The sequence below is a fragment of the Achromobacter sp. JD417 genome (genome assembly GCF_041879325.1).
Taxonomy (GTDB): domain Bacteria; phylum Pseudomonadota; class Gammaproteobacteria; order Burkholderiales; family Burkholderiaceae_B; genus Achromobacter; species Achromobacter mucicolens.
This window is the reverse complement of the sequence record NZ_CP087159.1, coordinates 1,672,252-1,695,874: the sequence shown is the minus strand read 5'-3', so window position 1 is coordinate 1,695,874 and position 23,623 is coordinate 1,672,252. Positions and strand designations below refer to the sequence as shown.

Below are 23,623 nucleotides of genomic sequence, written 5' to 3'. Positions count from 1 at the left end.
ATTAATCCGTGAATTGTACGAGATAGCCAAGCGCTGCCCGCAAGGGCCCCGCGCGCTAGGCCGGCGCCCCCGCTAGGCCTGCCACGGCAGCCAGGAGCGCCGGGGCCACGCGGTCGCGAAGGTGCGAGGCCTCGAGCAGGCCGGCCGGTCCGCCGCAGCTCATGACGAAGACGCCCTCGCCCGTGATCGACGTGAACGGCACGGCGGCGGCGTTGATGCCGGATTGCCATTCGCCGATCGCGAAGCAGCAGCCGGTTTGCGCGAGTTCGGCGCGCGCCCGCGCAATGGTCTCGGCGGCTGGGGCGCCCTGGTCCAGACGCGCGAGGACGGCATCGCACTCGTCCGCGGGCAGGCTGGCGAGATAGGCGCGCCCCATGGCGCTGTCCAACGTGGCGCGGTAACCCACGGGCAAGCGCAAGTACAGCGCCGAAGAGCCGTGGATGGCTTCGACGTAGGTCATGGCATCGCCGTCGAAGGCGCCCAGGGCCACGGCGCCACCGGTCTCGCGCGCCAGGTCGGTCATCGAGGCCTTGGCAAGCTCACGCACCTCTAGTCCCGCAAGCAGGCCGAATCCCAGCGCCAGCACGCCATAGCCGGGCGAGTACTTGCCGGTGTCGGGGTGGTAGCGCAGGTAACCCAGTTCAGTGAGCGTGTAGGTGATGCGGCTGATGGTGGGCTTGGGCAGGCCCGTCAGGCGCGCCAGGTCCAGGTTGCCCAGCGCGGCCACGCCGTGCCGGAAGCACCGCAGCACGTCCAGGCCCCGCGCCAGCGCCGTGATGAAGTCGGGTGAATGGGCGCCTTCTCCCGAGCCGGCGGCGCGCTTGCGGCGCGCTGGCAAGCTCAATTCAAGCTTCTGGTCCGGCTTGGACGGCGGGAGGGCGGCGCGCTTGCCGCTAGAAAATGATTGCATTTCTATACGCTTCGTTTTTATAGTTTATTTCGAATGACAAAATTAAATTCCATATAACGGAATTTAGAGCATCCCAGGAGACCTGGCAAGCGGCCCGATGTTCGCACCCGGCGTGCGTATCAAGGCAGCCAAGCCAGGCCCGTCGATCCACTCTGACCACGCGATTTCAAGGGGAAAACATGATTCGCAACAGCTTCAAACTGCTCGCCACCCTGATGCTCAGCGCTGCCGCGCTGGGCGCGCAGGCCGACACGTATCCGGCGCGGCCCATCAAGGTGATTTCGCCCTTCCCGGCCGGCGGCGCCACAGACGTGCTGACGCGCGTGCTGGCCGAGCGGATGGCCAAGAACCTGGGCCAGTCGATGATCGTGGAGAACAAGGCCGGCGCGGGCACGTCCATCGGCGCCGCCTACGTCTCGCGCGAAGCGCCGGACGGCTACACCATCCTGATGGCCACGAACTCCACGCTGGTGACCAACCGCTATCTCTATAAGGAACTGCCCTACGACCCGGACAGCTTCGCCAAGATCGGCATGGTCGGCGTCGGCCCGCTGGTCCTGCTGTCCACGCCGAAGCGCCCGTTCAACAACACCCAGGACGTGGTGGCCTACGCCAAGCAGAATCCGGGCAAGCTGACGTTTGCCACGTTCGGTCCGGGCACCTCGTCGCATCTGGCCGGTGAACTGTTCAAGGAACGCGCCGGCATCGACATCCTGCACGTGCCGTTCAAGGGCGCCACGCAGGCCCTGCCCGCCCTGATCAGCGGCGACGTGGACCTGTTCTTCGACATGGTGGCCACCGGTATGCCGCAGGCCGACGCCGGCAAGGTCAAAGTCTTCGCGATCACCAGCCCCAAACGCCTGGCGACGCAGCCCAACCTGGGCACGCTGGCTGAACAGGGCTACCCGTCGTTCGACATGACCGCCTGGTTCAGCTTCGTTGCGCCCAAGGGCACGCCGGCGCCCGTGGTCGAACGCTTGCAGGCCGCACTGACCGAAACGCTGCAGGACGAAGCCGTGAAAAAGCGCCTGCTGGACATGGGCATCGACCCGCGTTCGGGCACCGCCGCCGAACTGGACAAGCAGATCAAGACCGAGCAGCCCATCGTGTCGCAGCTCATCAAGCAGGCCAACATCGTCCTGCAGTAAGCCTCTACCCGCCGGTTTCGTGACAAAACGTTCGCGGACCGCCGGCTCGCGATCGGCCTGCCCGCGGCTCAGCTGCGGGCAGGCCCCTTCCCCCCGACAGCGCCCTCCCGGCCCTGTCGGTTTTTTACGCGCGGCTTAACCCCTGGATACAGAAATCGGCGTGGCGCCGCTGATAAGGTAAGGCGAGAAGAAGCCGAACCATCCGGGAGCCCGATGCCTCACTCCGAAGACCGATACGCCCGCCTTGACTCAGCCCGATGGCTGGCTGCGGTGGCCGTCGTTCTGCTGCACAGCGCCGCACTCATCGTCAGCGATCCCGCCGCGCATGGCCGCGGCGCATGGCTGGCCGCCAACCTGTATGACTCGGCCGCGCGCTGGTGCGTGCCCGTCTTCGTGATGGTGAGCGGCGCCCTGCTGCTCGATCCCGACAAGCCGCACGACGCGCGGCGCTTCTACAGCAAACGCATGGCGCGGATCTGCGCGCCGCTGCTGTTCTGGACGCTCTTCTACCTGGCGTGGCGCACCGGCCTGGATTGGTGGGACGACGGACGCGTGGACTTTTCGTTCTGGCCGCGCAAGGTCGCGCAGGGCGAGCCCTATTACCACCTTTGGTACCTGTACATGATCGTCGGCCTGTACCTGTTCGCGCCGCTGGTGCGGTTGCTGTATGCGCGCAGCACGCCGAAAGCGCGGGCGTTGTGGGTCGTGGGCATCCTGGGGGTGGCGATCCTTGACGCCCTGTATCGCCGCGCGCTGGGCGCGCCGCATGGTTTTTTCCTGACGTGGTTCCTGCCCTATCTGGGCTACTTCGTCGCCGGCCGCCTGATCTTTGACGGCGAGATGCGCGTGCCGCGCCCGGGCCTGATGCTTGCCGCCACCGTGGCCGCGACGGCGATGGGCGTGACGATCATGTCCAACGGCCACGTGCTGGACACCTACTTCTACGACTACTTCAGCCTGACGGTCCCGTTCATGTCGCTGGCCGCGTTCCAATGGATCGTGTCCTCGCCGCGGCTGCCCAGGCTTGCCGCGCTGGCCCCGCTGACCTTTGGCGTCTATCTCATCCATCCGGTCTTTCTGGATGTCGCGCGCCGCGCGGGCGCGTTTTCCGGCGGGGACCGCGATGTGTGGGCGGTGCCCTTGCTGACGATGATGGTGTTTGCGTTGTCAGCCGCCAGCAGCTGGCTGCTGCGCCGTCATCCGGCAACCCGCCGCCTCGTCTGAAAGACCTACGGATTAAAGGGTTAATCGCGCTTTGCGCCGGGTCAATGCCACCCGCGGATTGCCTCGATAAGCCGGGGGGATTGCCCCGGGCGTCGCACAGGCCCTTGGGGTACAATTCACGGCTTACTTGATCGGCCAGACACCGATTTTTCTTCGCGCCAGAACGGATTCAACCAGGCTCGAATTCACGAACAAGACCCGCCGGAACCGTCGCCGGGATCCTGGACTTGAACAAAAGCACCTGGCAAGGCTCAAACCGTCCTGGCTTTTTTATCCGAGCGGAGGGAATCATGACCGACATCGGTCGGATGGCACATGTCGTGCCAGCTCGCACCCAGCTACCCGTCAGCGCATATTTTGACGAAGCCCTCTTTGCCCGCGAGCAAGAACTCATTTTCAAGCAATCCTCGCTTTATGTCGGCCACCAGAAATTGGTGCCCGAAATCGGGGATTGGCGTACGTTGGTCCAGGAAAACGGAGGGCGCTCGCTGGTTCGCAACCAGCACGGCGTCGAACTCATCTCAAATGTCTGCCGCCACCGTCAGGCACTGATGCTTGGCGGCCAGGCCGGCAACGTGGCCGGCAACTGCAACACGCACGGCAACCTGAAGGCCACGGGCGGCAACATTGTCTGCCCGCTGCATCGCTGGACGTACAACAACCAGGGTGAGTTGTTGGGCGCGCCGCAGTTCGAGACCACGCCCTGCATGAACCTGCAGAAGTTCCGCCTGCGCGATTGCCACGGGCTGCTCTTCGAAGGCCCGCGCGATCCGGCCGCCGACATGGCGCCGCTGTTTGCGCGTCCCGAGTTCGACTTCGGCGACTACGTGCTGGACCACGTTGAAGTGCATCAGTGCAACTACAACTGGAAGACCTTCATCGAGGTCTACCTCGAGGACTACCACGTCGGCCCGTTCCATCCCGGACTGGGGCGTTTCGTCACCTGCGACGACCTGACCTGGGAGTTCAACGACTGGTACAGCCTGCAGAAGGTAGGCGTGCACAATGCGCTGGCGCAGCCGGGCTCGGACGTCTACAAGCAGTGGCACGACCGCCTGCTGTCGTTCCGCGAAGGCGACGCCCCCGACTTCGGCGCCGTGTGGGTCACGTACTTCCCGACGCACATGATCGAGCTCTATCCGCATGTGCTGGTGCTGTCCACGCTGTACCCGAAGGGCCCGCAGGAAACGGTGAACGTGGTCGAGTTCTACTACCCCGAGGAAATCGCCGCCTTCGAGCGCGAATTCGTCGAGGCGCAGCGTGCGGCCTACATGGAAACGGCCATCGAGGACGACGAGATCGCCGAACGCATGGACGCTGGCCGCAAGGCATTGATGCTGCGCGGCGTGAACGAGACCGGTCCCTACCAGTCGCCCATGGAAGACGGCATGCAGCACTTTCATGAGTGGTACCGCCGCATCATGCAAGCGGTTTAGTTTCCCTGCCCGGCTTGCAAGACAAAGGGCCTCGCGAAATCGGTTCGGATTCGCGAGGCCCTTTTTTCGTCTGGACGCGTCAGCGTGCGTCAGCGTCCGATGACACCAGCGACCGTCCTTTCGCCGATCGCCAGCCCCACCGTCATGCCGACGCCGGAGTGCATGACGGCCACCGTGGTCGCCGGATCCACCGGCATGACCGAGAACGGCGCCGGCCCGTGCGCGCCGTAGACGCCCTGCCAGCGCTCCACCACGCGCAGCCGCGCGCCCAATGCCTGCGACGCCAGGTCCAGCATCGCGTTGTCGACTGCCTCGTCATTGAACGGCAGCGCGTCCTGCCCATAGCGATGCGAATCGCCGATGATCAGTTCGCCGTAGGGCGTGGGGCTGATCAGCAGGTGGATGCCGTTTTCCAGCAGCATGGGCGTGCGCGCCTGGATCACGCCGCGCAGCGCCTGCGCCGTGGGCAGGTCCGAGAACGCGCCGTAATGCACGCACGACAGCCCGGTCAGCAGCGGCCGGTCCAGCGCGATGGGATGCGAGTCGAACACCGCGCGCAGCATCTGCAGGCGCGTGACCTCCAGATCCAGCGGCGCGAACAGTTCCGGCAGCAGGGTCAGGTAGTCGTGGCCCGGGCACACGAACACGTGCGTGCCCGTGAAGTCGCCCGCCGACGTGCTGACTTCGCCCTTTTCCACGGCGCGCGCGAGCGTTCCGGTGATGAAGTCCACGCCCAGCGAAGACTGCAGGTAGTGCGTGATGGCCGGCAGCGCCTCGCGCGAATAGATCTGCAGATCGTCGTGGCCGCGCAGCGCCAGGCAGTGATGCGCGAGCTGGCCGCCATAAAAGCCGGCCACCTCCCGCGCGGAAAGCAGATCCGCGCGATACCCTTCCTGCCGCAGGCGCGTGTCCGCGAACTCCTGCAGCACGTCGGCCTCGTCGACGTTGCGGGCCAGCACCAGCGCCCCGTTGGCGCGCACATGAAAGCCCGCCTTGTCCGCCAGGTCGAGCCACAGCTCGCGCGACTGCTGCGCGTGCGACAGCATCGTGCCAGGCGCCTGCCCCGTTACGATGACCTGTCCGAAGTTGCGGATGGTGGCGCCGTGGGCCTGGCGGCTGCGCTCGATGACGGCCACGGACAGGCCGCGCTTGGCGGCCGCCCAGGCATGCGCGATGCCGAGCATGCCCGCGCCCACCACGATTACGTCGTAAGTCTTCATCGCCGGGACGCCGCCTTACTTCTTCTTGGGCTCGGACTTGCCGTCGTAGCGGCGGGTCCACTCGGCAATGATGCGGTCGCGATTCGTGGCGGCCCACGTGAAGTCGTTCTTGATCATGCGCGAGGTCAGGTCGGCGGGCAGGTTCGGGTTGGCCGTGGCGATCGACGGAATCGCCAGCACCGCGAAGTTGGCCTTGTACAGCTCATTGGCCTCGCGGCTGGCCGAGAAGTCAGCCAGCTTGCGGGCGGCTTCCAGGTTCTTGGTGCCCTTCATGATGGCGGTGGCTTCCACTTCCCAGCCCAGGCCTTCCGAAGGGAACACGGCTTCGACCGGCGCCCCGTCGGCCTTCAGCTTGGCCGCGCGGTAGTCGAACGAGATGCCGATTGGGAATTCGCCGGCGGCAGCCATGTTGCACGGCTTGGAGCCCGAGTGCGTGTACGAGCCGATGTTCTTGTGCAGGGCGTCCATGTAAGCCCAGCCCTTTTCTTCGCCAAACATCTGCAGCCAGGCGCTCACGTCCAGAAAGCCCGTGCCGGACGAGGCCGGGTTGGGCATGACGATCTTGCCGGCATACACCGGCTTGGTCAGGTCCTGCCACGACGTGGGCTTGGGCAGCTTCTGCTTTTCGGCTTCGATCGTGTTGAAGCAGATGGCGGCGGCGTAGCCGTCCATGCCGACCCAGGCGGGTTCGGCCTTGGCGTCGCGCATGTTGGCGGCGATCTGGTCCAGGCCCTTGGGAGCGTAGGGCTGCAGCATCCCTTCCTTGTCCATCAGGCCCAGCGCCGTGCCGGCCAGGCCCCAGATCACGTCGGCCTTGGGGTTGCTCTTCTCGGCCAGCAGCTTGGCGGCGATGATGCCGGTCGAGTCGCGCACCCACTGGATCTTGATGTCGGGATTGGCCTTCTCGAAGGCGGCCTGGTAGGCCTTGATCTGGTCGGCTTCCAGCGCCGTGTAGACGGTCAGCGTGGTCTCGGCCGAGGCGGCGCCCATCACGCCCGTCAGGGCGGCGGCCAGTGCAAGCAGCTTGTAGCGATTCATGAACAACTCCGTGCGTGAGCGAAAAACAGGATGAACGAGGTCCCCGCGGCCGGCGGCTGCCAGCTGCGGATCGCGGTGAATCAAAGGTTTCGGGATGGCCCGGGACGCCGGGCGGCAGGTGTCTAGGTCAGGGGCGTTCGCCTCGCGCCAGTCGGGCTTCGATGTCGTCGGCCACGGCTGGCAGGTCAGCCACCGTGTCGATCAGGTAATGCGGACCGGTGGGTTCCAGCTCCGCGCACGCGGCAGCGCGTGCTGCGTCACGGGCGGGGCCGGCAAGGCCAAGGTATTCGTCCAGCGTCAGGCCCGCGGCGTTGCCCGACAGCAAGAGGCCGACGGTCCACATGCCGGCGCGACGGCCTTCTTCGATGCCCGGCGCGGTGTCGTCGACCTTGATGCACGCGGCCACGTCGGACAGGCCCAGCTCGACCACGTTCTTCAGGGCCATCGCGGGCGCCGGACGCGCGCGCGGGACCTCGTCGCTGGCGACGATGCAATCGGGCGTCAGGTTATCGGCGGCCGCGCGCTCGACGACGCGGCGCATCACACTGGCGGGATAGCCGGAGCACGACCCTATCTTCAGGCCGCGCCCGCGCAAGGCGCGCATCACGTCGGCCGCGCCGGGAATGGCGGCCGAATACTGCGCCACCTTCTCCAGCTGCATCGGCAGGAAGCGCTCGTAGATGGCGGTGACGTCGTCGTCGCTGGGCACGCGGCCGAAGCGGGCCTGATACTGGGCGGCGATGGCGGGCTGGTCGCACAGGGTACGGATGTGGTCCCACTTGCCCATGCCCATCGGGCCGCGCGCCTCCTTCAGCGACACGTCCATGCCGAACTGCGCGAACGCGTCCACGAACACCTTGGTGGGCGCAAAGGAGCCAAAGTCGACCAGCGTGCCGGCCCAGTCGAAGATCACCGCCTCGAGGCGGACGGGCAAGGGTTGAACTGTCATGGAAGTCATCCTGAAAAATTGGCCGGTCAACGGGTCGCCGGGCGCCGCCAGGCCTGCGTGCGCGCCACCAGGGCGCGGCTGGCCAGGTGCAGGACCAGGGCGGCGACGGCGGAGCTGGCCATGATGACCGTGCACATGGCGGCGGCCGGACTGATGAATCCGGCGTCGTCCATGTTAAGCACGGCCACGGCGGCCAGCACCGTCGACGGGCTGTAGAGAAACACCACGGCCGACACCGTCGTCATGGCGGATACGAAAAGGTAGCGGGCAACATCCAGCGCCGCGGGCAGGCACATCGGCAGCGTCACGCGCAGGAAGGTCGTCAGGCGCGGCACCTTCAGCGACGCGGAGGCGGCCTCGAACTCCGGGTCAAGCGCATTGAGCGCCGTGGCGGCTGTCAGGTGGGCGCTGGTGTAGAAGTGCACGACCGTGCTCAGCACCAGCAGCGGCATCGTCCCGTACAGCACGTTCAGGGGGTTTGCCAGGCTATTGAAAAAGAAGATGTAGCCCAGGCCCAGCACCAGCCCCGGCACCGCCATCGGCATCAGCGCCAGCATGCCGGCCATGCCGCGCAGGCCGCGCGCCATCGCGCCGCGCGCAGGCACCTTCTCCATCATCCACGCGCCCACGAAGACCACCACGGTGCCCGCGAGCGCCGTGAAGAACGCGAGCTGCAGGCTGTTGCGCCAGGCGAGCCAGCCGCCGCCGTCCATGTTGTCGAAGTCGTAAGAACGCAGCGACATCGACAGGTTGTACGGCCACATCTTCACGAACGACGCCCACACCGCCACACCGATGATGAGCAGCAGAAAGGCAGCCATCAAGCCGGACAGGGCCAGGAATGCCGCGTCGCGGCGGCCGTTCACGCCGGCCGTATAAGGCTGCGCGCGGCCGCTCATCTGGGCGCCCTGACGGGCCCGCAGCCGCCGGTCCAGCACGAAGGTCAGCAGCGCCGGCAGCAGCAACAGGATGCCGATGGCCGCGCCCTTGGGGAAATTCTGCTGCCCGACCACCGCCTTGTAGGCCTCCATGGCAAGCACGTTGTAGTCGCCGCCCACCACCTTGGGCACGCCAAAGTCGGTGACGGTCAGCGTGAAGACCACGCAGCAGGCCGAGAACACCGCGTAACGCGTGCCGGGCAGCGTGACCGTCATGAAGGTGCGCCACGTGCCCGCGCCCATGGCGCGCGCCGCGTCATAGAGGCGGCCGTCGGCCAGCGCCAGGCCCGTCAGCAGGATCATGAGCGCATGCGGAAACGTGTAGAACGCCTCGCCCACCACGATGCCCCAGAAGCCATAGATCGTGGCGCCGCCGGTCAGGCCCTTGAGCAGTCCCTGATTGCCCAGCAGATACACCAGCGCGATGCCGGGCAGCAGCGACGGCGCAAGCAGCGGCAACAGCGCGATCGTGCGCAGGATGCCCTTGCCCGGCAGGCGGGTGCGCGTGAGGCCATAGGCAAAGCCGTAGGCGCAGGGCACGACCAGCGACGTCGTCACGATTCCCACGGCCAGGCTGCGCCCCACCATGGCCAGGAAACCATCGGCGCCGATGATGCCCGCGATGACAGACAGGCCCGCCCAGCCGCCATCGGCGTCCGTCACCGATTTGACGAGGATCGCCGCCAGGGGCAGCGCCAGGAATACGAGCAGGCCGAGCGCCAGACCGCCCTGCCCCAGCGCCAGGCCCAGCGCGCCGATCCAGGCGGGCAGCGGGCGGCGTCCCAAGGCGGGCAGCGGCGCGACGGCGGCGGGAGCCGGGGAATGGGGCATGGTCTGACCCACGGCGCGCGAATCGTTCATGACCGGATCAAGCGTAGGCGCGTATCGCATGGCGCGGCAGCTCCACCCAGCAACGGCTGGCAGCGTGAGGGCCCAAGAGGGCATCTCCGGTTTCGGGGGACACGATGGAATGCACGGTGGCGCCGGGCACGCCTTCCAGGCGCAGGGCAAGGCGGTAGCTGCGCCCCAGGAACACGCCGTCCAGCACGTCGGCCAGCATGGCGTTGGGCTCTTCGGGCTTGGCCATGCTGACGCGCACGGCCTCGGGCCGCACGAAGAGTTTGCCCGAGCGGGCGTCCAGCGCCGCGTCGACCGCCAGCTCCTGCCGCCCCACCCGGGCGCGATGCGTATCGATGCGTTCGAACGGCAGCCAGTTGGCTTCGCCCACGAAGTCGGCGATGAAGGCCGATCCCGGCTGGCGGTAGAGTTCGCGCGGCGTGCCGTACTGCTCGATCACCCCGCCATTCATCACGGCGATGCGGTCGGCCATCACCATGGCCTCTTCCTGATCATGCGTCACCATCAGCGTGGTGATGGACAGGCGCTTTTGCAGCGCGCGCAGTTCGATTCGCAAGTGTTCGCGCACCCGCGCATCCAGCGCCGACATGGGTTCGTCCAGCAACAGCAGCGACGGCGACGGGGCCAGCGCGCGCGCCAGCGCCACGCGCTGCTGCTGACCGCCCGAAATCTGGCCGGGATACTTCTGCGCCACGCCGGCCAGGCCGACCAGCGTCAGCATTTCCTCGACGCGGCTGGCGACGTGGTTGCGATGGGCGCGCTTGCCGCTCAGGCCATAGGCCACGTTCTGGGCCACGGTCAGGTTCGGGAACAGCGCATAGGACTGGAACAGGATGCCGTAGTCGCGCGCCTGCGGCTCGGCATGGGAAATATCACGGCCGGACAGCACGATGGTTCCGCTGTCCTGGCGCTCCAGGCCGGCGATCGCGCGCAGCAGCGTTGTCTTGCCGCACCCCGACGGCCCCAACAGGCACACCAACTCTCCGGCGCGGATATCCAGCGAAACGTCGGCCAGCGCCGTGTGGCTGCCGAATCGCTTCACGAGATTCTGCACGGAGAGAAAGGCGGTATCGCGTTGGGGCATGGGGCCTCCGGTCTGGGAACGAAGGCAGTATGGGAGCCGCGTATTGAGCGTTTATGACACTTCGCGCAAATGCAGTAATAAAAACATCAAATTATTTTGGTGTACTGGCGGTCTTGCGCATTGCGTCCAACCTTCGCCCCCCGACCGTGCTCGTCGCCGAACTCAAATCCTTCTATGCCGTGGCCCGCTGCGGAACCGTCACCAAGGCCGCCGCCCAGCTGGGCGTCAGCCAGCCCACGGTGACGGGGCAATTGCGCCAGCTTGAATCGCGCTACGGCATCGAGCTGTTTCATCGGCAGGGGCGCGGCATGCGGCTGTCGGACGCCGGGCAAAACCTGATGCCGATGGTCGAGAAGCTGGTGCAGCAGGAAACCGAGATCGACTTCCGGCTGCGCGACGCGAGCGACCTGCGCGAGGGCAACCTGCGCATTGGCGCGACCGGCCCCTACTACATCATGGATACCGTGCGGCGCTACAACCAGCGCTACCCCGGCATCGACCTGACGGTCACGATCGGCAATTCGCAGTCGATGCTGCAGGCGCTGCAGGATTACCGCATCGAGATTGCCACGTCTTCCTTTCTGATGGATGACAAGCACCTGTACCGCCGCAAGATCGCCGCGGACCCGATCCGCGTGGTGGCGCATCGCGATCATCCGCTGGCCCGGCGCGGCCAGGTGCGGCTGGCCGATCTGGCCGAGCATGCGCTGCTGCTGCGCGAGCCCGGCTCCATGACGCGCCAGCTGACCGAAGACGCGCTGCGGGCGGCCGGCGTCACCGTGCGCCGCACGCTGGAGATCGGCAGCCGCGAGTCGATCCGCCAGGCCATCCTGTGCGAACTGGGCATCAGCCTCATCCCGTCACGCGAAATTCCGTCCCATCCCGATCTGGCGGCCCTGGACATCCAGGACGCCGGCATCGTGATGAATGAATACCTGTACTGCCTGCGCGAGCGCCAACCGGTGCAACTCATCGCGCGCTTTCTGGAGATGGCGCCGGCAGCCGGCTGACCGTCGCGGTCACTGTCCCGCCTCTTCCCCTTGCGGCCACTCAGGAGACAACCATGGCCTTGACCCTGCAGGACATCGAACAACTTTTCCTTGAACGCGGACACCGGTCCTATGACGGCGAATCCGTCAGCCATCTGCGCCATGCGCTGCAAACGGCCGCACTGGCCGAACAGCACGGCGCCAAAGCCCATCTCATCACGGCCTGCCTGCTGCATGACCTGGGCCATCTGATCGCCGACCGGCCGGGCACGCCCACGCTGCGCGGCATCGACGACAAGCATCAGTATTTCGTGCTGCCCTTCCTGCGCGGCTTGTTCAGTTCCGCCGTGCTGGACCCCATTCGGCTGCACGTGGAAGCCAAGCGCTACCTCTGCTACGTGGAACCGCAGTACGAAGCGAAGCTGTCGGACGATTCCCGCCGCAGCCTGGCGCTGCAGGGCGGCAGTTTCGACGCGGGCCAGGCGGTCGACTTCGCCAGCATGCCCGGCGCGCCGGACGCGATCCGCCTGCGGCGCTGGGACGACATGGCCAAGGTGCCGGGGCTGGCCACCCCGCCGCTCGACCACTTCCTGGAGATCGCCGAAAGTGTGTCCGGCCGCGTCAAGCTGGCCGCCGTCTGGTAACGGCCGCGCACCGCCCATGAAAAAAGCCAGGGTGCGTTGCCCTGGCTTTTTGTTCGTTTAATCGCCCTTGGCTACCGGCCGGGCGGGATCGCTGCACCATTCGCTCCACGACCCCGGATAGAGGCGCGAGCCCGTCAGGCCGGCAATCTCCATGGACAGCAGGTTGTGGCAGGCCGTGATGCCCGAGCCGCACTGGTGGACGACCGAAGCTGGGTCGCGCCCGGCCAGCAGGCTGCCGAACTCCGCGCGCAGCTGCTCAGCCGTTTTGAAACGGCCATCGGGCTGCAGGTTTTCGCCGTTCGGGCGGTTCAGCGCGCCGGGGATATGGCCGGCCACCGGGTCCATGGGTTCGACTTCGCCGCGATACCGGTTGGCGGCGCGCGCGTCGACGACCGTGAACGACGGCTGGGCGATGTTGGCCAGCACCGCCTGGGCATCGACCGTGCCCGCCAGGGACTTGCCCGGTTCGACAGGCGTGCCCGGCTGCACCGCCGGCGCCGGATCGTGGCTGACGGGCAGCCCCGCAGCCGTCCAGGCCTGCCACCCGCCATCCAGCACGGCGACCCGATCATGGCCCAGCCAGCGCAGCATCCACCACAGATGCGCCGCGTACATGCCGCCGCTGGCGTCGTAGGCCACCACCAGCGTGGCGGGCGCCACGCCATGCGCGGCCATCAGGGCGCCAAACTGTGCCCGGTCGGGCAGCGGATGCCGTCCGTTCTTGCCCGTGCGGGCGGCGGCCAGCTCGGTTTCGTGATCCAGGAAGCGGGCCCCGGGGATATGGCCTGCGTCGTAGGCCTGGCGGCCCGCCGAATGATTGGTCAGGTCATGGCGCACGTCGAACACGCGCACGTCGGGCGAGTCCAGGCGGGCAGAGAGATCGGCGGCGGTGATCAGGGTCGTCGTCATGCGATGGGGCTCCTGTGTGAAAAGCGGCGGGCGCCGGGATCAGCCCGGCTTGGGGTCGCGCATGGTGCGCCACACCGACAGCAGGCCCGCGAAAATGATGAGGCCCATGCCGGCCCAGGCCACGACGTCCAGATGGTCGCCCCAGAAGCCCATGCCGATCAGTGCCGCGAAGATGATGGTGCTGTATTGCAGGGCGGCGGTCAGCAGCGCCGACCCCATGCCGAACGCCCGGGTCATGGCCAACTGCCCGAACAGCCCCGCGACGCCCACGCCCAGGAGCGACAGGTAACCGGTCCAGTCCGCGTAGCCCCAGCCCTCGAACGCCAGACCGGCGGCGCTGGAGGCGCACACGGCCACCGAAAAGAACAGCACGGTGCGCCATTCGGGTTCGCCAATGCGGCCCAATTGGCGGATCTGCATCATCGCAATGGCGGACATGGCCCCCGCCCCCATGCCAAGCAGGGCGGCAAGCCACTGGTCGTCGTTGATGCTTGGCCGCAGCACGGCGATCACGCCCAGAAAGCCCAGCACCACCGCCAGGATCCGCACCGGGTCGCGCTGCGCCCCGCCCCATCCCAGCATCCAGCAGGCGATGAACAGCGGCGCCGTGTAGTTCAGGCTGGTGGCGGTGGCCAGCGGCAGATGGGAGATGGCAAAAAAGCCCAGCCACATCGAGGTGACGCCGGACAGGTTGCGCCAGATGTGCAGCTTCCAGCTGGTGGGAATGATGGACTGGCGGCCGGCGCGCGCCCAGAGCAGCAGCAGGATCACCGAGGGCAGGCCGCGAAAGAGCACGACCTGCGGCAGCGATGCGCCGTGTTCGGTGCCGAGCTTCACGAACGACCCCATGATGGCGAACATGGCGGACGCCACCAACATCCAAAGTGCTTGCATGCGGGTCTACGCTAAGGGAAAAGGGGGGAAGGAATAAGGGAAAGCGATACTATACTCTCCGTCACCGGGCGAGGAGCCGGCGAGTCGGGGAACTGGCAAGGCTCCGCCATGTCGAAATCCGGGTATTTGCCGCTCGCAGAGGAATATAAAAAACATGAAACGCATTGTTCTGTTCGTCATCACCAACCTGGCCGTCATGCTCGTGCTGTCGGCCACGCTTCGCATCCTGGGCGTGGACCGTGTCATCACGGCCAACGGGATCAACTTCAACGCGCTCCTGATCTTCTCGGTCGTGGTCGGCTTCACCGGCGCCATCATCTCGCTCCTCATGAGCAAGCCGATGGCCAAATGGAGCACGGGCGCGCAGGTGCTGGATCCCAACTCGCCCCGCAACCAGCGCGAGGCCTGGCTGGTCGACACCGTCCACCAACTGGCCGACCGCGCCGGCATCGGCCGCCCCGAAGTCGCCATCTACGAAGGCGCCCCCAACGCATTTGCCACGGGCGCATTCAAGAACGACTCGCTGGTCGCCGTGTCCACGGGCCTGCTCGAAAGCATGACCGAAGAGGAAGTCGCGGCCGTGCTGGCGCACGAAGTCGCGCACATCGCCAACGGCGACATGGTCACCCTGACCCTGATCCAGGGCGTGGTGAACACCTTCGTCATCTTCCTGGCGCGCGTGGTCGGCTACTTCATCGACCGCGTCGTGTTCAAGAACGAACGCGGCATCGGCCCCGGGTACTTCGTCACCGTGCTGGTCTGTGAAATCATCTTCGGCGTGCTGGCCTCGATCATCGTGGCCTGGTTCTCGCGCCAGCGCGAATACCGCGCCGACGCCGGCTCGGCCCACCTGATGGGCGCCCGCGAACCGATGATCCGCGCGCTCGCCCGCCTGGGCGGCCTGGAACCGGGCGAACTGCCCAAGTCCTTCGAAGCGTCCGGCATCACCGGCAAGGGCGGCCTGGCGGCCATGTTCGCCTCGCACCCGCCGATCCCGGCCCGCATCGCCGCGCTGCAGAATGCCCGCGTGATCTGACCGGTCACCGGCCGCAAAAAAGCCCGCTTCGGCGGGCTTTTTTACGTTCAAATCCGACGCCGATGCACCGATGGGTGTCTGACACCCGCTGAGATGTTGCGACACGCCCGAGATCATCTCCCCAGGGTGTCAGACACCTTGCCGAGGGTGCTTTGCGTTGCATCGATGGGTGTCTGACTCCCGCTGAGATGTTGCGACACGCCCGAGATCATCTCCCCAGGGTGTCAGACACCTTGCCGAGGGTGCTTTGCGTTGCATGGATCGGTGTCTGACACCCGCTGAGATGTTGCGACAAGCCCGAGATCATCTCCCCCGGGTGTCAGACACCTTGCCGCGGGTGCTTTGCAATGCATGGATCGGTGTCTGACACCCGCTTAGATGTTGCGACACGCCCGAGATCATCTCCCCTGGGTGTCAGACACCTTGCCGCAGATGCTTTGCAGCAACAACGACCTCGGCATCACATCGCTCAGCACTCGACGATATTCACCGCCAAACCGCCCCGCGCCGTTTCCTTGTACTTGGTTTTCATATCCGCGCCGGTTTCACGCATGGTCTTGATGACCGAATCCAGCGACACGTAGTGCTGGCCGTCGCCGCGCAGCGCCATGCGGGCGGCGTTCACGGCCTTGACCGAGGCCATGGCGTTGCGTTCGATACAGGGAATCTGCACCAGTCCGCCGACGGGATCGCAGGTCAGACCCAGGTTGTGCTCCATGCCGATCTCGGCCGCGTTTTCCACCTGCTCCACCGACCCGCCCAGCGCCGCCGCCAGTCCGCCGGCCGCCATCGAACAGGCCACGCCGACTTCGCCCTGGCAGCCCACCTCCGCGCCGGACAGCGACGCGTTGTACTTGTAGAGCAGCCCGATCGCCGCCGCGGTCAGCAGGAATTCGCGCACGCCCTCGCGGTTGGCGCCCGGCACGAAGCGGTCGTAATAGTGGAGCACCGCCGGAATGATGCCCGCCGCGCCGTTGGTCGGTGCAGTAACCACCCGGCCGCCCGCCGCGTTCTCTTCGTTGACGGCCATCGCGTACAGGTTCACCCAATCCATGACGGAAAGCGGGTCGGACAACGTGCGCTCGGCCCGCTGGGTGAGATTACGGTAGAGCTCGGGGGCGCGCCGGCGCACGCGCAGCGGGCCGGGCAACTCGCCGTCCGCCTCCGGATAGTTGATGCCGCAGCCGCGCGCCACGCAGTCCTGCATGACCTGCCAGATGCGGTCCAGGCCGGCATTGACCTCCGAGGTTTCGCGCCAAGTCAGCTCGTTCTGCATCATGACCTGCGCCACCGTCAAACCGTTGTCCTGGCACATGGCCAGCAGTTCCCGCCCCATGCGAAACGGGTAGGGCAACTGGTCGTGCGCCGCGATGACCTGGCTGTTGGAGGCGCCGGCGGTGACGACGAACCCGCCGCCCACCGACAGGTAGCGGGCCTCGCGCAGGGACTGGCCGTCGGCGTCGAATGCGTGGAATTTCATGCCGTTGGGGTGTTCGGCCATGGCTTCGCGGCGGTAGAACATCATGTGTTCCTTTTCCACGAAGGGCAGCGGGTACTTGCCCAGCAACGGCAACTGCCGGCTGGCGCGCACCGAGGCAATCATGCCGGCGATGGCCGCGGGGTCGACCGTATCCGGCGCCTCGCCCATCAGGCCCAGCAGCACCCCCTTGTCGGTGCCGTGCCCCTTGCCGGTGGCGCCCAGCGATCCGTAGAGTTCGGCCCGCACGCTGGCCACGCGCGGAACAAGGCCGTCGCGCTCGAGCCCTTGCGCAAATAGCAGCGCCGCCCGCATCGGGCCCACGGTATGAGAGCTCGACGGGCCAATGCCTATCTTGAACAGATCGAAAACGGAAACGGCCACGCCAAACTCCAATACATCCACCAACGATCAGGCAATGATACGCGCGAGCCCGGGCGCACGCAGCAAAGCCCCGCCCGGCGTATCCTGTATCTTCGCGCCGGGTGTCAAAGCCTGCCCCGGCATGCGATCATTACAGAATTATTACTTGTCATAAAAAGAACGGAAAGACGCCTGCATGTCTGGACTCATTACCCTGCTTGACTTCGCTGGCTACGTTGCGCTGCTGCTTTGGGGCGTGCATATGGTCCAAACCGGCGTGCAGCGCGCGTTCGGGGCGGCGCTGGGCGCGGCCTTGGGACGCGCCCTGGGCACGCGGTTGCGGGCCTTTTTTGCGGGCCTGGGCATCACGGCCGCGCTGCAAAGCAGCACCGCCACCGGCCTGATGATCACCGGCTTTGCCGCGGGCGGCGTGGTCGGCCTGGTGCCGGCGCTGGCGGCGATGCTGGGCGCCAACGTGGGCACCACGCTGATCGTCCAGCTGCTGTCTTTCGACCTGACCGAGCTCGCCCCGATCCTGATCCTGGCCGGCGTCTGGATGTTCCGGCGCTACCCGCCCGGCCGCACCCGCGACCTGGGCCGGGTCTTCATCGGCCTGGGTCTGCTCCTGCTGTCGCTGCATCAGCTCGTCGAACTCTTCGCGCCGTTTCAGACCGCCCCCATGTTGGGGATGATTCTTGCCGCCCTGTCGACCCAGCCGGTCGCCGCGGTCTTGCTGTCCGCCGCATTCACGTGGGCCGCGCACTCCAGCGTGGCCGTCGTGGTACTGGTGATGTCGCTGGCCAGCCACAACATGGTCGCGCCGCACGTGGCGTTTGCGCTGGTGCTGGGCGCCAACCTGGGCACGGCGATCAACCCGATGATCGAAGGCGTGACGGGCGACGACCCCGCCGCCCGCCGCCTGCCGCTGGGCAATCTGCTGACGCGGGTGCTGGGCGTGCTGGCCGGGCTGCTACTGTTGCCTTTCCTGGAGCCCTGGATGAGCGATCTGGCGAGCGACCCCGCCCGCGCGGTCGCCAACTTCCACACCCTGTTCAATGCCGTCATCGCCCTGGCCTTCCTGCCGATCCTGACGCCGTACGCCGCGCTGCTGACCCGCTGGCTGCCCAAGCGCGCCGACCCGAACGACCCGTCCCGCCCCCAATACCTGGACGAATGGGCCCACGACGTGCCCGCCGTGGCACTGGGCAATGCCGCGCGCGAGGCGCTGCGCATGGCCGACATGCTGCAGACGCTGCTGCTCTACGCGCGGGCCGGCTTCAAGCGCGACAACCGCCACCGCATGGTGCAGGCGCGCCAGCTGGACGGCGCGCTGGACAAGCTGGAAAACGCCATCACCACCTACCTGGCGACACTGGACCAGGAGAACATGACGCGCGAGGACCTCCAGCGGCTGGACGACATTCTGGCGTTCACCAGCAACATCGGCCACGCGGGCGATATCGCGCATCACGGCTTGCTGAGCCACGTGGCCAAGCTGCGCAAGCAGGGCTGGACGTTCTCGCCCGAGCAACGCGCCAGCCTGGACGACACCCTGGGCCAGCTCATCGCCAACCAACGCACGGCCGCCGCACTCTTCGTGAACGACGACCTGCGCCAGGCGCGCTCGCTGGCCGGCGAAAAGGCGCGCTTTCGCACGATCGAAACCCAGGCGGCCGATACTCACCTGCAGAAGATCAAGTCCGGTCAGGTCGACGCCGCGGAAGTGGGCGCGCTGTACCTGGACATCCTGAGGGACATGAAGGGCATCAACTCGCACCTGGTGGGCGCGGCGGCGTACCCCTTGCTGGCCCGCCACGGCGAGCTCCTGCCCAGCCGCCTGCGCGAGGCGGGCAATTGAATAGTGAATAGGTAAGCCGCCAACGCCGGGGGTCTGACACCGTCCCAAGCACGCTGACGCACGAAAAAGCCGACCCACGGGTCGGCTTTCGTTTGCATCGGGCACATCCGGTGGGCCAACCTGGTGGCTCACCCTCCCCGCCTTACAGATACCGCTTGAACCACTCCAGCATCCGCTTCCAGCCATCCATCGCGGCCTCGGGGTGGTAGCTGGCCCGGTAGTCCGCCAGAAACGCGTGGTCGGCTTCGGGGTAGACCACGATCTCGGACTGCTTGGCGGCGGCGTTGCCGGCGGCCAGTTTCGTCTTCATGGTTTCCACGTCCGACAGCGGGATGCTGGCGTCACGGCCGCCGTAAAGGCCCAGGACGGGGCCGTGCAGCTCGTGGGTCACGTCCAGCGCGACGCGCTTGATGAGCGGACCGTGGCCCACGCTGAGCTTGCCGTACCACGCCACGCCCGCCTTCACGTCCGGATTGTGCGCCGCGTACATCCAGGTCAGGCGGCCGCCCCAGCAAAAACCCGTCACCGCCACGCGGCGCGCGTCACCGCCATTGGCGGCGGCCCACGCCACGCTGGCGTCCAGATCGGCGTACACCTGTTCGTCGGGCACCTTGCTGACGATTTCCGAAATGAGCTTCGGGATATCGGTATAGACCGACGCGTCGCCCTGGCGTTGATAGAGGTTGGCGGCGACGGCCAGGTAACCGGCCTTGGCCACCCGGCGGCAGATGTCCTTGATGTGTTCGTGCACGCCGAAGATTTCCTGGATCACCAGCACGACCGGCAGATCACGCTGGCCTTCGGGCGCGGCGTAATACGCGTCGATCGAACCGTCCGTCACGGGAAGCTTGAAATCCCCGTGGACCAGGCCCTGCGTGTCCGTGTGGATCACGGTGGGGGCGACATTGCCGGCGGCGGTGGAAAAACTCATGGAGAACTCCTTGGTTGGGTCGACGAAAGCCGGCCATCCCCGCCGCGCCACCTGCGCTAGTGCCGGTGGCCGTGCTCCGCCTGGGACACGCCTTGATCCGCGTGTGCGTCATGGTCGTGCCCGTGGTGCATCAACGTCGTGACGCTGTAGATCAGCGCCACGCCCACACCGACCAGCAGCAATTGCGGGACGGCATCGGACAGGGATACCCGCTCGTGCATCTGCGGCATCAGGTCGGCCACCGAGATGTACAGGAAGCTGCTGGCGGCAATCACCAGGATGTACGGCGTCCACTCCTGTGCCTGCTGCAGCACGAAGTACCCTATTATGCCGCCGACCGCTGAACACAAGCTGGTGAACAGAATCAGCGCAAAGGCGCGGCGGCGGCGCAGGCCGGCGTTGAGCAGCACCACGAAGTCGCCCAGCTTGTGCGGCACTTCGTGGATGATGATCGACGCGGCCGTCAGCACGCCCAGCAGCGGATCGGTCAGGAACGCCGCGGCGATCAGCACGCCGTCACACAAGTTATGCAGCGAACTGCCGATCAGGATCAGCATCCCGCCGCGGCCCGCCTCGTGGCGGTCGTGGCCCTTGTGATGGTGGTGGCCGTCGCCCTCGTGGTGATGGCTGTGGCGCAGCAGCGCAATCTTCTCCAGCACGAAAAAGCCGATCAGCGACGCCAGCATCAGTCCGAAGAGCACGTGGGCGTTGCCGACCCCGGTCTCGAATGCCTCGGGCAGCAGATGCAGCAGCGCCACGGACAGCAGCACACCCACCGACAGGCTCACCATGTGATGCAGGTATTTGGCAAAGACCTTGTACGCGAGCCAGCTCGCGATAAGGACGGCAATCAGGCCGCCAGTGATGGTGGCGAGCAGAACCCAGAGCAGCAACATGAGGGGGAGAATAAGGCGGGGGGAAGCGCAACATTATATTGTTTCAAACCAAAAACCGGAAATGGGCCGTCCGAAGACGGCCCAGCCCCATCAAAGCCTAGTGCGCCTGCTCCCAGTTCTTGCCGACGCCCACTTCCGCCACCAGCGGCACGCGCAGCGTCGCCACGTTGCACATCAGACGCGGCAGCGCTTCCTTGACCACTTGCAGCTCGTCGTCGGGCGCTTCCAGCACCAGTTCATCGTGCACCTGCATGATCATGCGCGTCTTCAGGTTTTCGGCGTCCAGCCAGTCCTGCACCGCCACCATCGCCATCTTGATGAGATCGGCCGCCGTGCCCTGCATGGGCGCGTTGATCGCCGCGCGCTCGGCGCCCTGGCGGCGCGGACCCGACGCCCCCCGGATTTCCGGCAACTGCAGCCGGCGTCCGAAGACGGTTTCCACGTAGCCCTGCTCGCGCGCCAGGCGCCGCGTGTTCTCCATGTACATCGCCACGCCCGGATAGCGCGCAAAGTAGCGGTCGATGTAGGCCTGCGCGGCATCGCGCGTGATGCCCAGGTTGGATGCCAGGCCGAACACGCCCATGCCGTAGATGAGACCGAAGTTGATGGCCTTGGCGGCACGGCGCTGATCGGTCGTCACGCCTTCCAGCGGCACGCCGAACACTTCGGAGGCGGTGGCGCGGTGGATGTCCTCGCCCGCCGCGAAGGCGCTTTGCAGGTTGGCATCGTCCGAGACGTGCGCCATGATGCGCAGCTCGATCTGCGAATAGTCCGCGGACAGCAGCATGCCCTGCTCGGCAATGAACGCCTCGCGAACGCGCCGGCCGGCCTCGGTGCGAACCGGAATGTTCTGCAGGTTGGGATCGGATGACGCAAGGCGCCCGGTGATGACGGCGGCCTGGGAATAATGCGTATGCACCCTGCCCGTTGCCGGATTGATCATGCGCGGCAGCTTGTCGGTGTACGTCGACTTCAGCTTGGACAGCCCGCGGTACTCCAGCAGCACCTGCGGCAGCGGATAGTCCAGCGCCAGCTTGCTCAGCACTTCCTCGTCCGTGGACGGCGCGCCGCTCGCGGTCTTGCGCACCACCGGAAGCTGCATGCGGCCGAACAGGATCTCGCCCAGCTGCTTGGGAGAATTCAGGTTGAACGGCTGGCCCGCCAGTTCGTAGGCCTTCTGCTCCAGCTGCAGCATCTCTTGCCCCAGCTTGTTGCTCTGGCGGCCCAGTTCCGCGGCATCGACCTTCACGCCGTTGCGCTCGATGGTGGTCAGCACCGCCGACACCTGCATTTCCAGGCGATAGATGCGCTCCAGCCCCGCGTCGGCGGCGACCATCGGGCGCAGCACCTGATGCAGTTGCAGCGTGAAGTCGGCGTCCTCGGCCGCGTAATGCCCGGCCTTGTCGACCGCCACCTCGTCAAAACCGATCTGCTTGGCGCCCTTGCCGCACAGATCCTCGTACGACACGCCGCTGCGGCCCAAAAAGCGCTGCGCCAGGTCGTTCAAGCCCACGCCGCGATGCGACTCCAGCACGTAGGCCTGAAGCATGGTGTCTTCGGCTGCGCCCGCCAGGCGGATGCCTTCGTTGGCAAAAACGTGCGTGTCGTACTTGGCGTGGTGCAGCAGCTTTGCGCGTGCCGGGTCTTGCAGCCACGGCTTGAGCCGTGCCAGCACCTCGTCCTTGGGCAACTGGACCGCGCCATCCGGCCCCCGATGCGCGACGGGGATGTAGCAGGCCACGCCAGGCGCAACCGACATCGACAAGCCCACCAGCCGGGCCTGCATTTCGTCCAGCGACGTCGTTTCGGTATCCAGCGCAACCAGCGCAGTCTGCTGCACCAGTTCCATCCAGGCGTCGAACGCCGCCCAGTCGGAAATGATGCGGTAGTCGGTGGTCTCGGGCGCGGCCGGCGCCTCGTGCGCGATGCGGGCATCGCCCGCGGGCACGCGCTCGGCGTCACCGGTCAGGTCCCGCAGCCAGGTGCGGAACCCGTAGCGCTCGTACAGTTCGGTCAGCGTCGCGTCGTCGCGCGCACGCGGCGTCAGGTCATCGACGCCGCCGACGTGCCCGGTCAGATCGCAATCGCACTTGACCGTCAGAAGCTGGCGCGTCAGCGGGAAATTGGGAATGGCCTCGCGCAGGTTGTTGCCGGCCACCCCCTTGATGCCCTCGGCGCCTTCGACCAGTTTGTCGATGGAGCCAAATTCCGTAATCCATTTGGCGGCCGTCTTGGGGCCCACCTTGGTGACGCCCGGCACATTGTCGACCGTGTCACCCACCAGCATCAGGTAATCCACGATACGGTCGGGCGGCACGCCGAATTTGTTCACGACGCCGGCCTCGTCCAGGACCTCGCCGCTCATCGTGTTGACGAGGGTGACGTGGCTGTTCACCAGCTGCGCCAGGTCCTTGTCGCCCGTAGAGACGATGGTGTGCACGTCGTGCTGCGCGGCACGATGTGCCAACGTGCCAATGACGTCGTCGGCCTCGACACCCTCGATGGCCAGCACCGGCCAGCCCAGCGCGCGCACCGCGCGATGGATGGGATCGATTTGTGCTGCTAAGTCTTCGGGCATGGGCGGACGGTGCGACTTGTACTCCGGATACAGGTCGTCCCGGAAAGTCTTGCCGCGAGCATCGAAAATACATGCGGCATACTCTGCCTTATAGTCCGATACAAGCTTGCGCAGCATATTGACCACGCCGTAAATCGCGCCCGTAGGTTCGCCTTGCGCGTTGCGCAAATCAGGCATAGCGTGGAAAGCGCGGTACAAGTAACTTGAACCGTCGACCAGTAATAAGGTTTTTTTCATGGTTAC

19 protein-coding genes are annotated in these 23,623 nt (G+C 66.3%); 7 read left to right on the top strand and 12 right to left on the bottom strand.

What is annotated here, in order from left to right:
• Nucleotides 1-55: 55 nt before the first annotated feature.
• Entirely contained in the window at nt 56-910 is an 855-nt protein-coding gene (locus LN047_RS07750) for an IclR family transcriptional regulator (RefSeq protein WP_373981458.1), read from the bottom strand.
• Nucleotides 911-1,089: 179 nt separating this feature from the next.
• Here LN047_RS07750 and LN047_RS07745 point away from each other — a divergent pair, with 179 nt between their 5' ends.
• The 3 genes from LN047_RS07745 to LN047_RS07735 all read left to right on the top strand — a co-directional run bounded on the left by LN047_RS07745 (nt 1,090) and on the right by LN047_RS07735 (nt 4,718).
• The gene (locus LN047_RS07745) at nt 1,090-2,058 is read left to right on the top strand and encodes a tripartite tricarboxylate transporter substrate binding protein (protein WP_056322447.1); all 969 of its coding nucleotides are present in this window, start codon (nt 1,090-1,092) and stop codon (nt 2,056-2,058) included.
• A gap of 213 nt (nt 2,059-2,271) precedes the next feature.
• Nucleotides 2,272-3,282, top strand: coding sequence for an acyltransferase (locus LN047_RS07740; RefSeq protein ID WP_373981457.1), 1,011 nt, complete (start codon nt 2,272-2,274; stop codon nt 3,280-3,282).
• A 290-nt stretch (nt 3,283-3,572) separates the two neighbouring features.
• Nucleotides 3,573-4,718 carry an aromatic ring-hydroxylating dioxygenase subunit alpha gene (locus LN047_RS07735; RefSeq protein WP_056322441.1) on the top strand — a complete coding sequence of 382 codons (1,146 nt, stop codon included), beginning with the start codon at nt 3,573-3,575 and terminating at the stop codon, nt 4,716-4,718.
• Nucleotides 4,719-4,807: 89 nt separating this feature from the next.
• On the opposite strand, the gene LN047_RS07730 is transcribed toward LN047_RS07735, so the two are convergent.
• From LN047_RS07730 to LN047_RS07710, 5 genes are all read right to left on the bottom strand, one after another.
• Nucleotides 4,808-5,938, bottom strand: a complete 1,131-nt coding sequence (locus LN047_RS07730; RefSeq protein ID WP_373981456.1) for a TIGR03364 family FAD-dependent oxidoreductase — start codon at nt 5,936-5,938, stop codon at nt 4,808-4,810.
• Between the two features lie 15 nt (nt 5,939-5,953).
• Entirely contained in the window at nt 5,954-6,976 is a 1,023-nt protein-coding gene (locus tag LN047_RS07725) for a putative 2-aminoethylphosphonate ABC transporter substrate-binding protein (protein WP_373981455.1), read from the bottom strand.
• A gap of 127 nt (nt 6,977-7,103) precedes the next feature.
• Nucleotides 7,104-7,934 carry a phosphonoacetaldehyde hydrolase gene (phnX, locus tag LN047_RS07720; protein WP_373981454.1) on the bottom strand — a complete coding sequence of 277 codons (831 nt, stop codon included), beginning with the start codon at nt 7,932-7,934 and terminating at the stop codon, nt 7,104-7,106.
• 17 nt (nt 7,935-7,951) lie between these two features.
• The gene (locus tag LN047_RS07715) at nt 7,952-9,694 is read right to left on the bottom strand and encodes a putative 2-aminoethylphosphonate ABC transporter permease subunit (protein ID WP_373982111.1); all 1,743 of its coding nucleotides are present in this window, start codon (nt 9,692-9,694) and stop codon (nt 7,952-7,954) included.
• Between the two features lie 37 nt (nt 9,695-9,731).
• A complete protein-coding gene (locus tag LN047_RS07710) occupies nt 9,732-10,805 on the bottom strand; it encodes a putative 2-aminoethylphosphonate ABC transporter ATP-binding protein (protein WP_253856062.1) in 1,074 nt (357 codons plus the stop codon).
• A gap of 146 nt (nt 10,806-10,951) precedes the next feature.
• Here LN047_RS07710 and LN047_RS07705 point away from each other — a divergent pair, with 146 nt between their 5' ends.
• Both LN047_RS07705 and LN047_RS07700 read left to right on the top strand, forming a co-directional pair.
• Nucleotides 10,952-11,815, top strand: a complete 864-nt coding sequence (locus LN047_RS07705; RefSeq protein WP_056322757.1) for a LysR family transcriptional regulator — start codon at nt 10,952-10,954, stop codon at nt 11,813-11,815.
• Between the two features lie 53 nt (nt 11,816-11,868).
• On the top strand, nt 11,869-12,438 hold the full coding sequence (locus LN047_RS07700) for a phosphonate degradation HD-domain oxygenase (protein WP_056322428.1): 570 nt from the start codon (nt 11,869-11,871) through the stop codon (nt 12,436-12,438).
• A gap of 57 nt (nt 12,439-12,495) precedes the next feature.
• Here the strand turns inward: LN047_RS07700 and LN047_RS07695 are convergent, their stop codons facing one another.
• A complete protein-coding gene (locus tag LN047_RS07695; RefSeq protein WP_373981453.1) occupies nt 12,496-13,347 on the bottom strand; it encodes a sulfurtransferase in 852 nt (283 codons plus the stop codon).
• A gap of 39 nt (nt 13,348-13,386) precedes the next feature.
• The gene (locus tag LN047_RS07690) at nt 13,387-14,241 is read right to left on the bottom strand and encodes a DMT family transporter (protein ID WP_056322422.1); all 855 of its coding nucleotides are present in this window, start codon (nt 14,239-14,241) and stop codon (nt 13,387-13,389) included.
• A 154-nt stretch (nt 14,242-14,395) separates the two neighbouring features.
• Between LN047_RS07690 and htpX the strand changes: the two genes are divergently transcribed.
• Entirely contained in the window at nt 14,396-15,277 is an 882-nt protein-coding gene (gene htpX, locus LN047_RS07685) for a protease HtpX (protein ID WP_056322419.1), read from the top strand.
• A gap of 469 nt (nt 15,278-15,746) precedes the next feature.
• Here the strand turns inward: htpX and LN047_RS07680 are convergent, their stop codons facing one another.
• The gene (locus LN047_RS07680) at nt 15,747-17,138 is read right to left on the bottom strand and encodes an L-serine ammonia-lyase (protein ID WP_056322416.1); all 1,392 of its coding nucleotides are present in this window, start codon (nt 17,136-17,138) and stop codon (nt 15,747-15,749) included.
• Nucleotides 17,139-17,313: 175 nt separating this feature from the next.
• Between LN047_RS07680 and LN047_RS07675 the strand changes: the two genes are divergently transcribed.
• A complete protein-coding gene (locus LN047_RS07675) occupies nt 17,314-18,975 on the top strand; it encodes a Na/Pi cotransporter family protein (protein ID WP_056322414.1) in 1,662 nt (553 codons plus the stop codon).
• Between the two features lie 142 nt (nt 18,976-19,117).
• On the opposite strand, the gene LN047_RS07670 is transcribed toward LN047_RS07675, so the two are convergent.
• From LN047_RS07670 to polA, 3 genes are all read right to left on the bottom strand, one after another.
• Entirely contained in the window at nt 19,118-19,906 is a 789-nt protein-coding gene (locus LN047_RS07670) for a dienelactone hydrolase family protein (protein ID WP_373981452.1), read from the bottom strand.
• A gap of 56 nt (nt 19,907-19,962) precedes the next feature.
• Nucleotides 19,963-20,802 carry a ZIP family metal transporter gene (locus tag LN047_RS07665; RefSeq protein ID WP_062838647.1) on the bottom strand — a complete coding sequence of 280 codons (840 nt, stop codon included), beginning with the start codon at nt 20,800-20,802 and terminating at the stop codon, nt 19,963-19,965.
• A 97-nt stretch (nt 20,803-20,899) separates the two neighbouring features.
• Nucleotides 20,900-23,617, bottom strand: coding sequence for a DNA polymerase I (gene polA, locus LN047_RS07660; RefSeq protein ID WP_373981451.1), 2,718 nt, complete (start codon nt 23,615-23,617; stop codon nt 20,900-20,902).
• Between the last annotated feature and the right edge of the window lie 6 nt (nt 23,618-23,623).

Bases quoted from the DNA above. Each gene is read 5' to 3' on its own strand.
- phnX (WP_373981454.1), bottom strand. From the start codon at position 7,934: ATGACTTCCATGACAGTTCAACCCTTGCCCGTCCGCCTCGAGGCGGTG.
- LN047_RS07710 (WP_253856062.1), bottom strand. From the start codon at position 10,805: ATGCCCCAACGCGATACCGCCTTTCTCTCCGTGCAGAATCTCGTGAAG.
- polA (WP_373981451.1), bottom strand. From the start codon at position 23,617: ATGAAAAAAACCTTATTACTGGTCGACGGTTCAAGTTACTTGTACCGC.
- LN047_RS07730 (WP_373981456.1), bottom strand. From the start codon at position 5,938: ATGAAGACTTACGACGTAATCGTGGTGGGCGCGGGCATGCTCGGCATC.
- htpX (WP_056322419.1), top strand. From the start codon at position 14,396: ATGAAACGCATTGTTCTGTTCGTCATCACCAACCTGGCCGTCATGCTC.
- LN047_RS07670 (WP_373981452.1), bottom strand. From the start codon at position 19,906: ATGAGTTTTTCCACCGCCGCCGGCAATGTCGCCCCCACCGTGATCCAC.
- LN047_RS07665 (WP_062838647.1), bottom strand. From the start codon at position 20,802: ATGTTGCTGCTCTGGGTTCTGCTCGCCACCATCACTGGCGGCCTGATT.
- LN047_RS07700 (WP_056322428.1), top strand. From the start codon at position 11,869: ATGGCCTTGACCCTGCAGGACATCGAACAACTTTTCCTTGAACGCGGA.
- LN047_RS07740 (WP_373981457.1), top strand. From the start codon at position 2,272: ATGCCTCACTCCGAAGACCGATACGCCCGCCTTGACTCAGCCCGATGG.
- LN047_RS07675 (WP_056322414.1), top strand. From the start codon at position 17,314: ATGTCTGGACTCATTACCCTGCTTGACTTCGCTGGCTACGTTGCGCTG.
- LN047_RS07695 (WP_373981453.1), bottom strand. From the start codon at position 13,347: ATGACGACGACCCTGATCACCGCCGCCGATCTCTCTGCCCGCCTGGAC.
- LN047_RS07725 (WP_373981455.1), bottom strand. From the start codon at position 6,976: ATGAATCGCTACAAGCTGCTTGCACTGGCCGCCGCCCTGACGGGCGTG.
- LN047_RS07715 (WP_373982111.1), bottom strand. From the start codon at position 9,694: ATGCCCCATTCCCCGGCTCCCGCCGCCGTCGCGCCGCTGCCCGCCTTG.
- LN047_RS07690 (WP_056322422.1), bottom strand. From the start codon at position 14,241: ATGCAAGCACTTTGGATGTTGGTGGCGTCCGCCATGTTCGCCATCATG.
- LN047_RS07735 (WP_056322441.1), top strand. From the start codon at position 3,573: ATGACCGACATCGGTCGGATGGCACATGTCGTGCCAGCTCGCACCCAG.
- LN047_RS07745 (WP_056322447.1), top strand. From the start codon at position 1,090: ATGATTCGCAACAGCTTCAAACTGCTCGCCACCCTGATGCTCAGCGCT.
- LN047_RS07750 (WP_373981458.1), bottom strand. From the start codon at position 910: ATGCAATCATTTTCTAGCGGCAAGCGCGCCGCCCTCCCGCCGTCCAAG.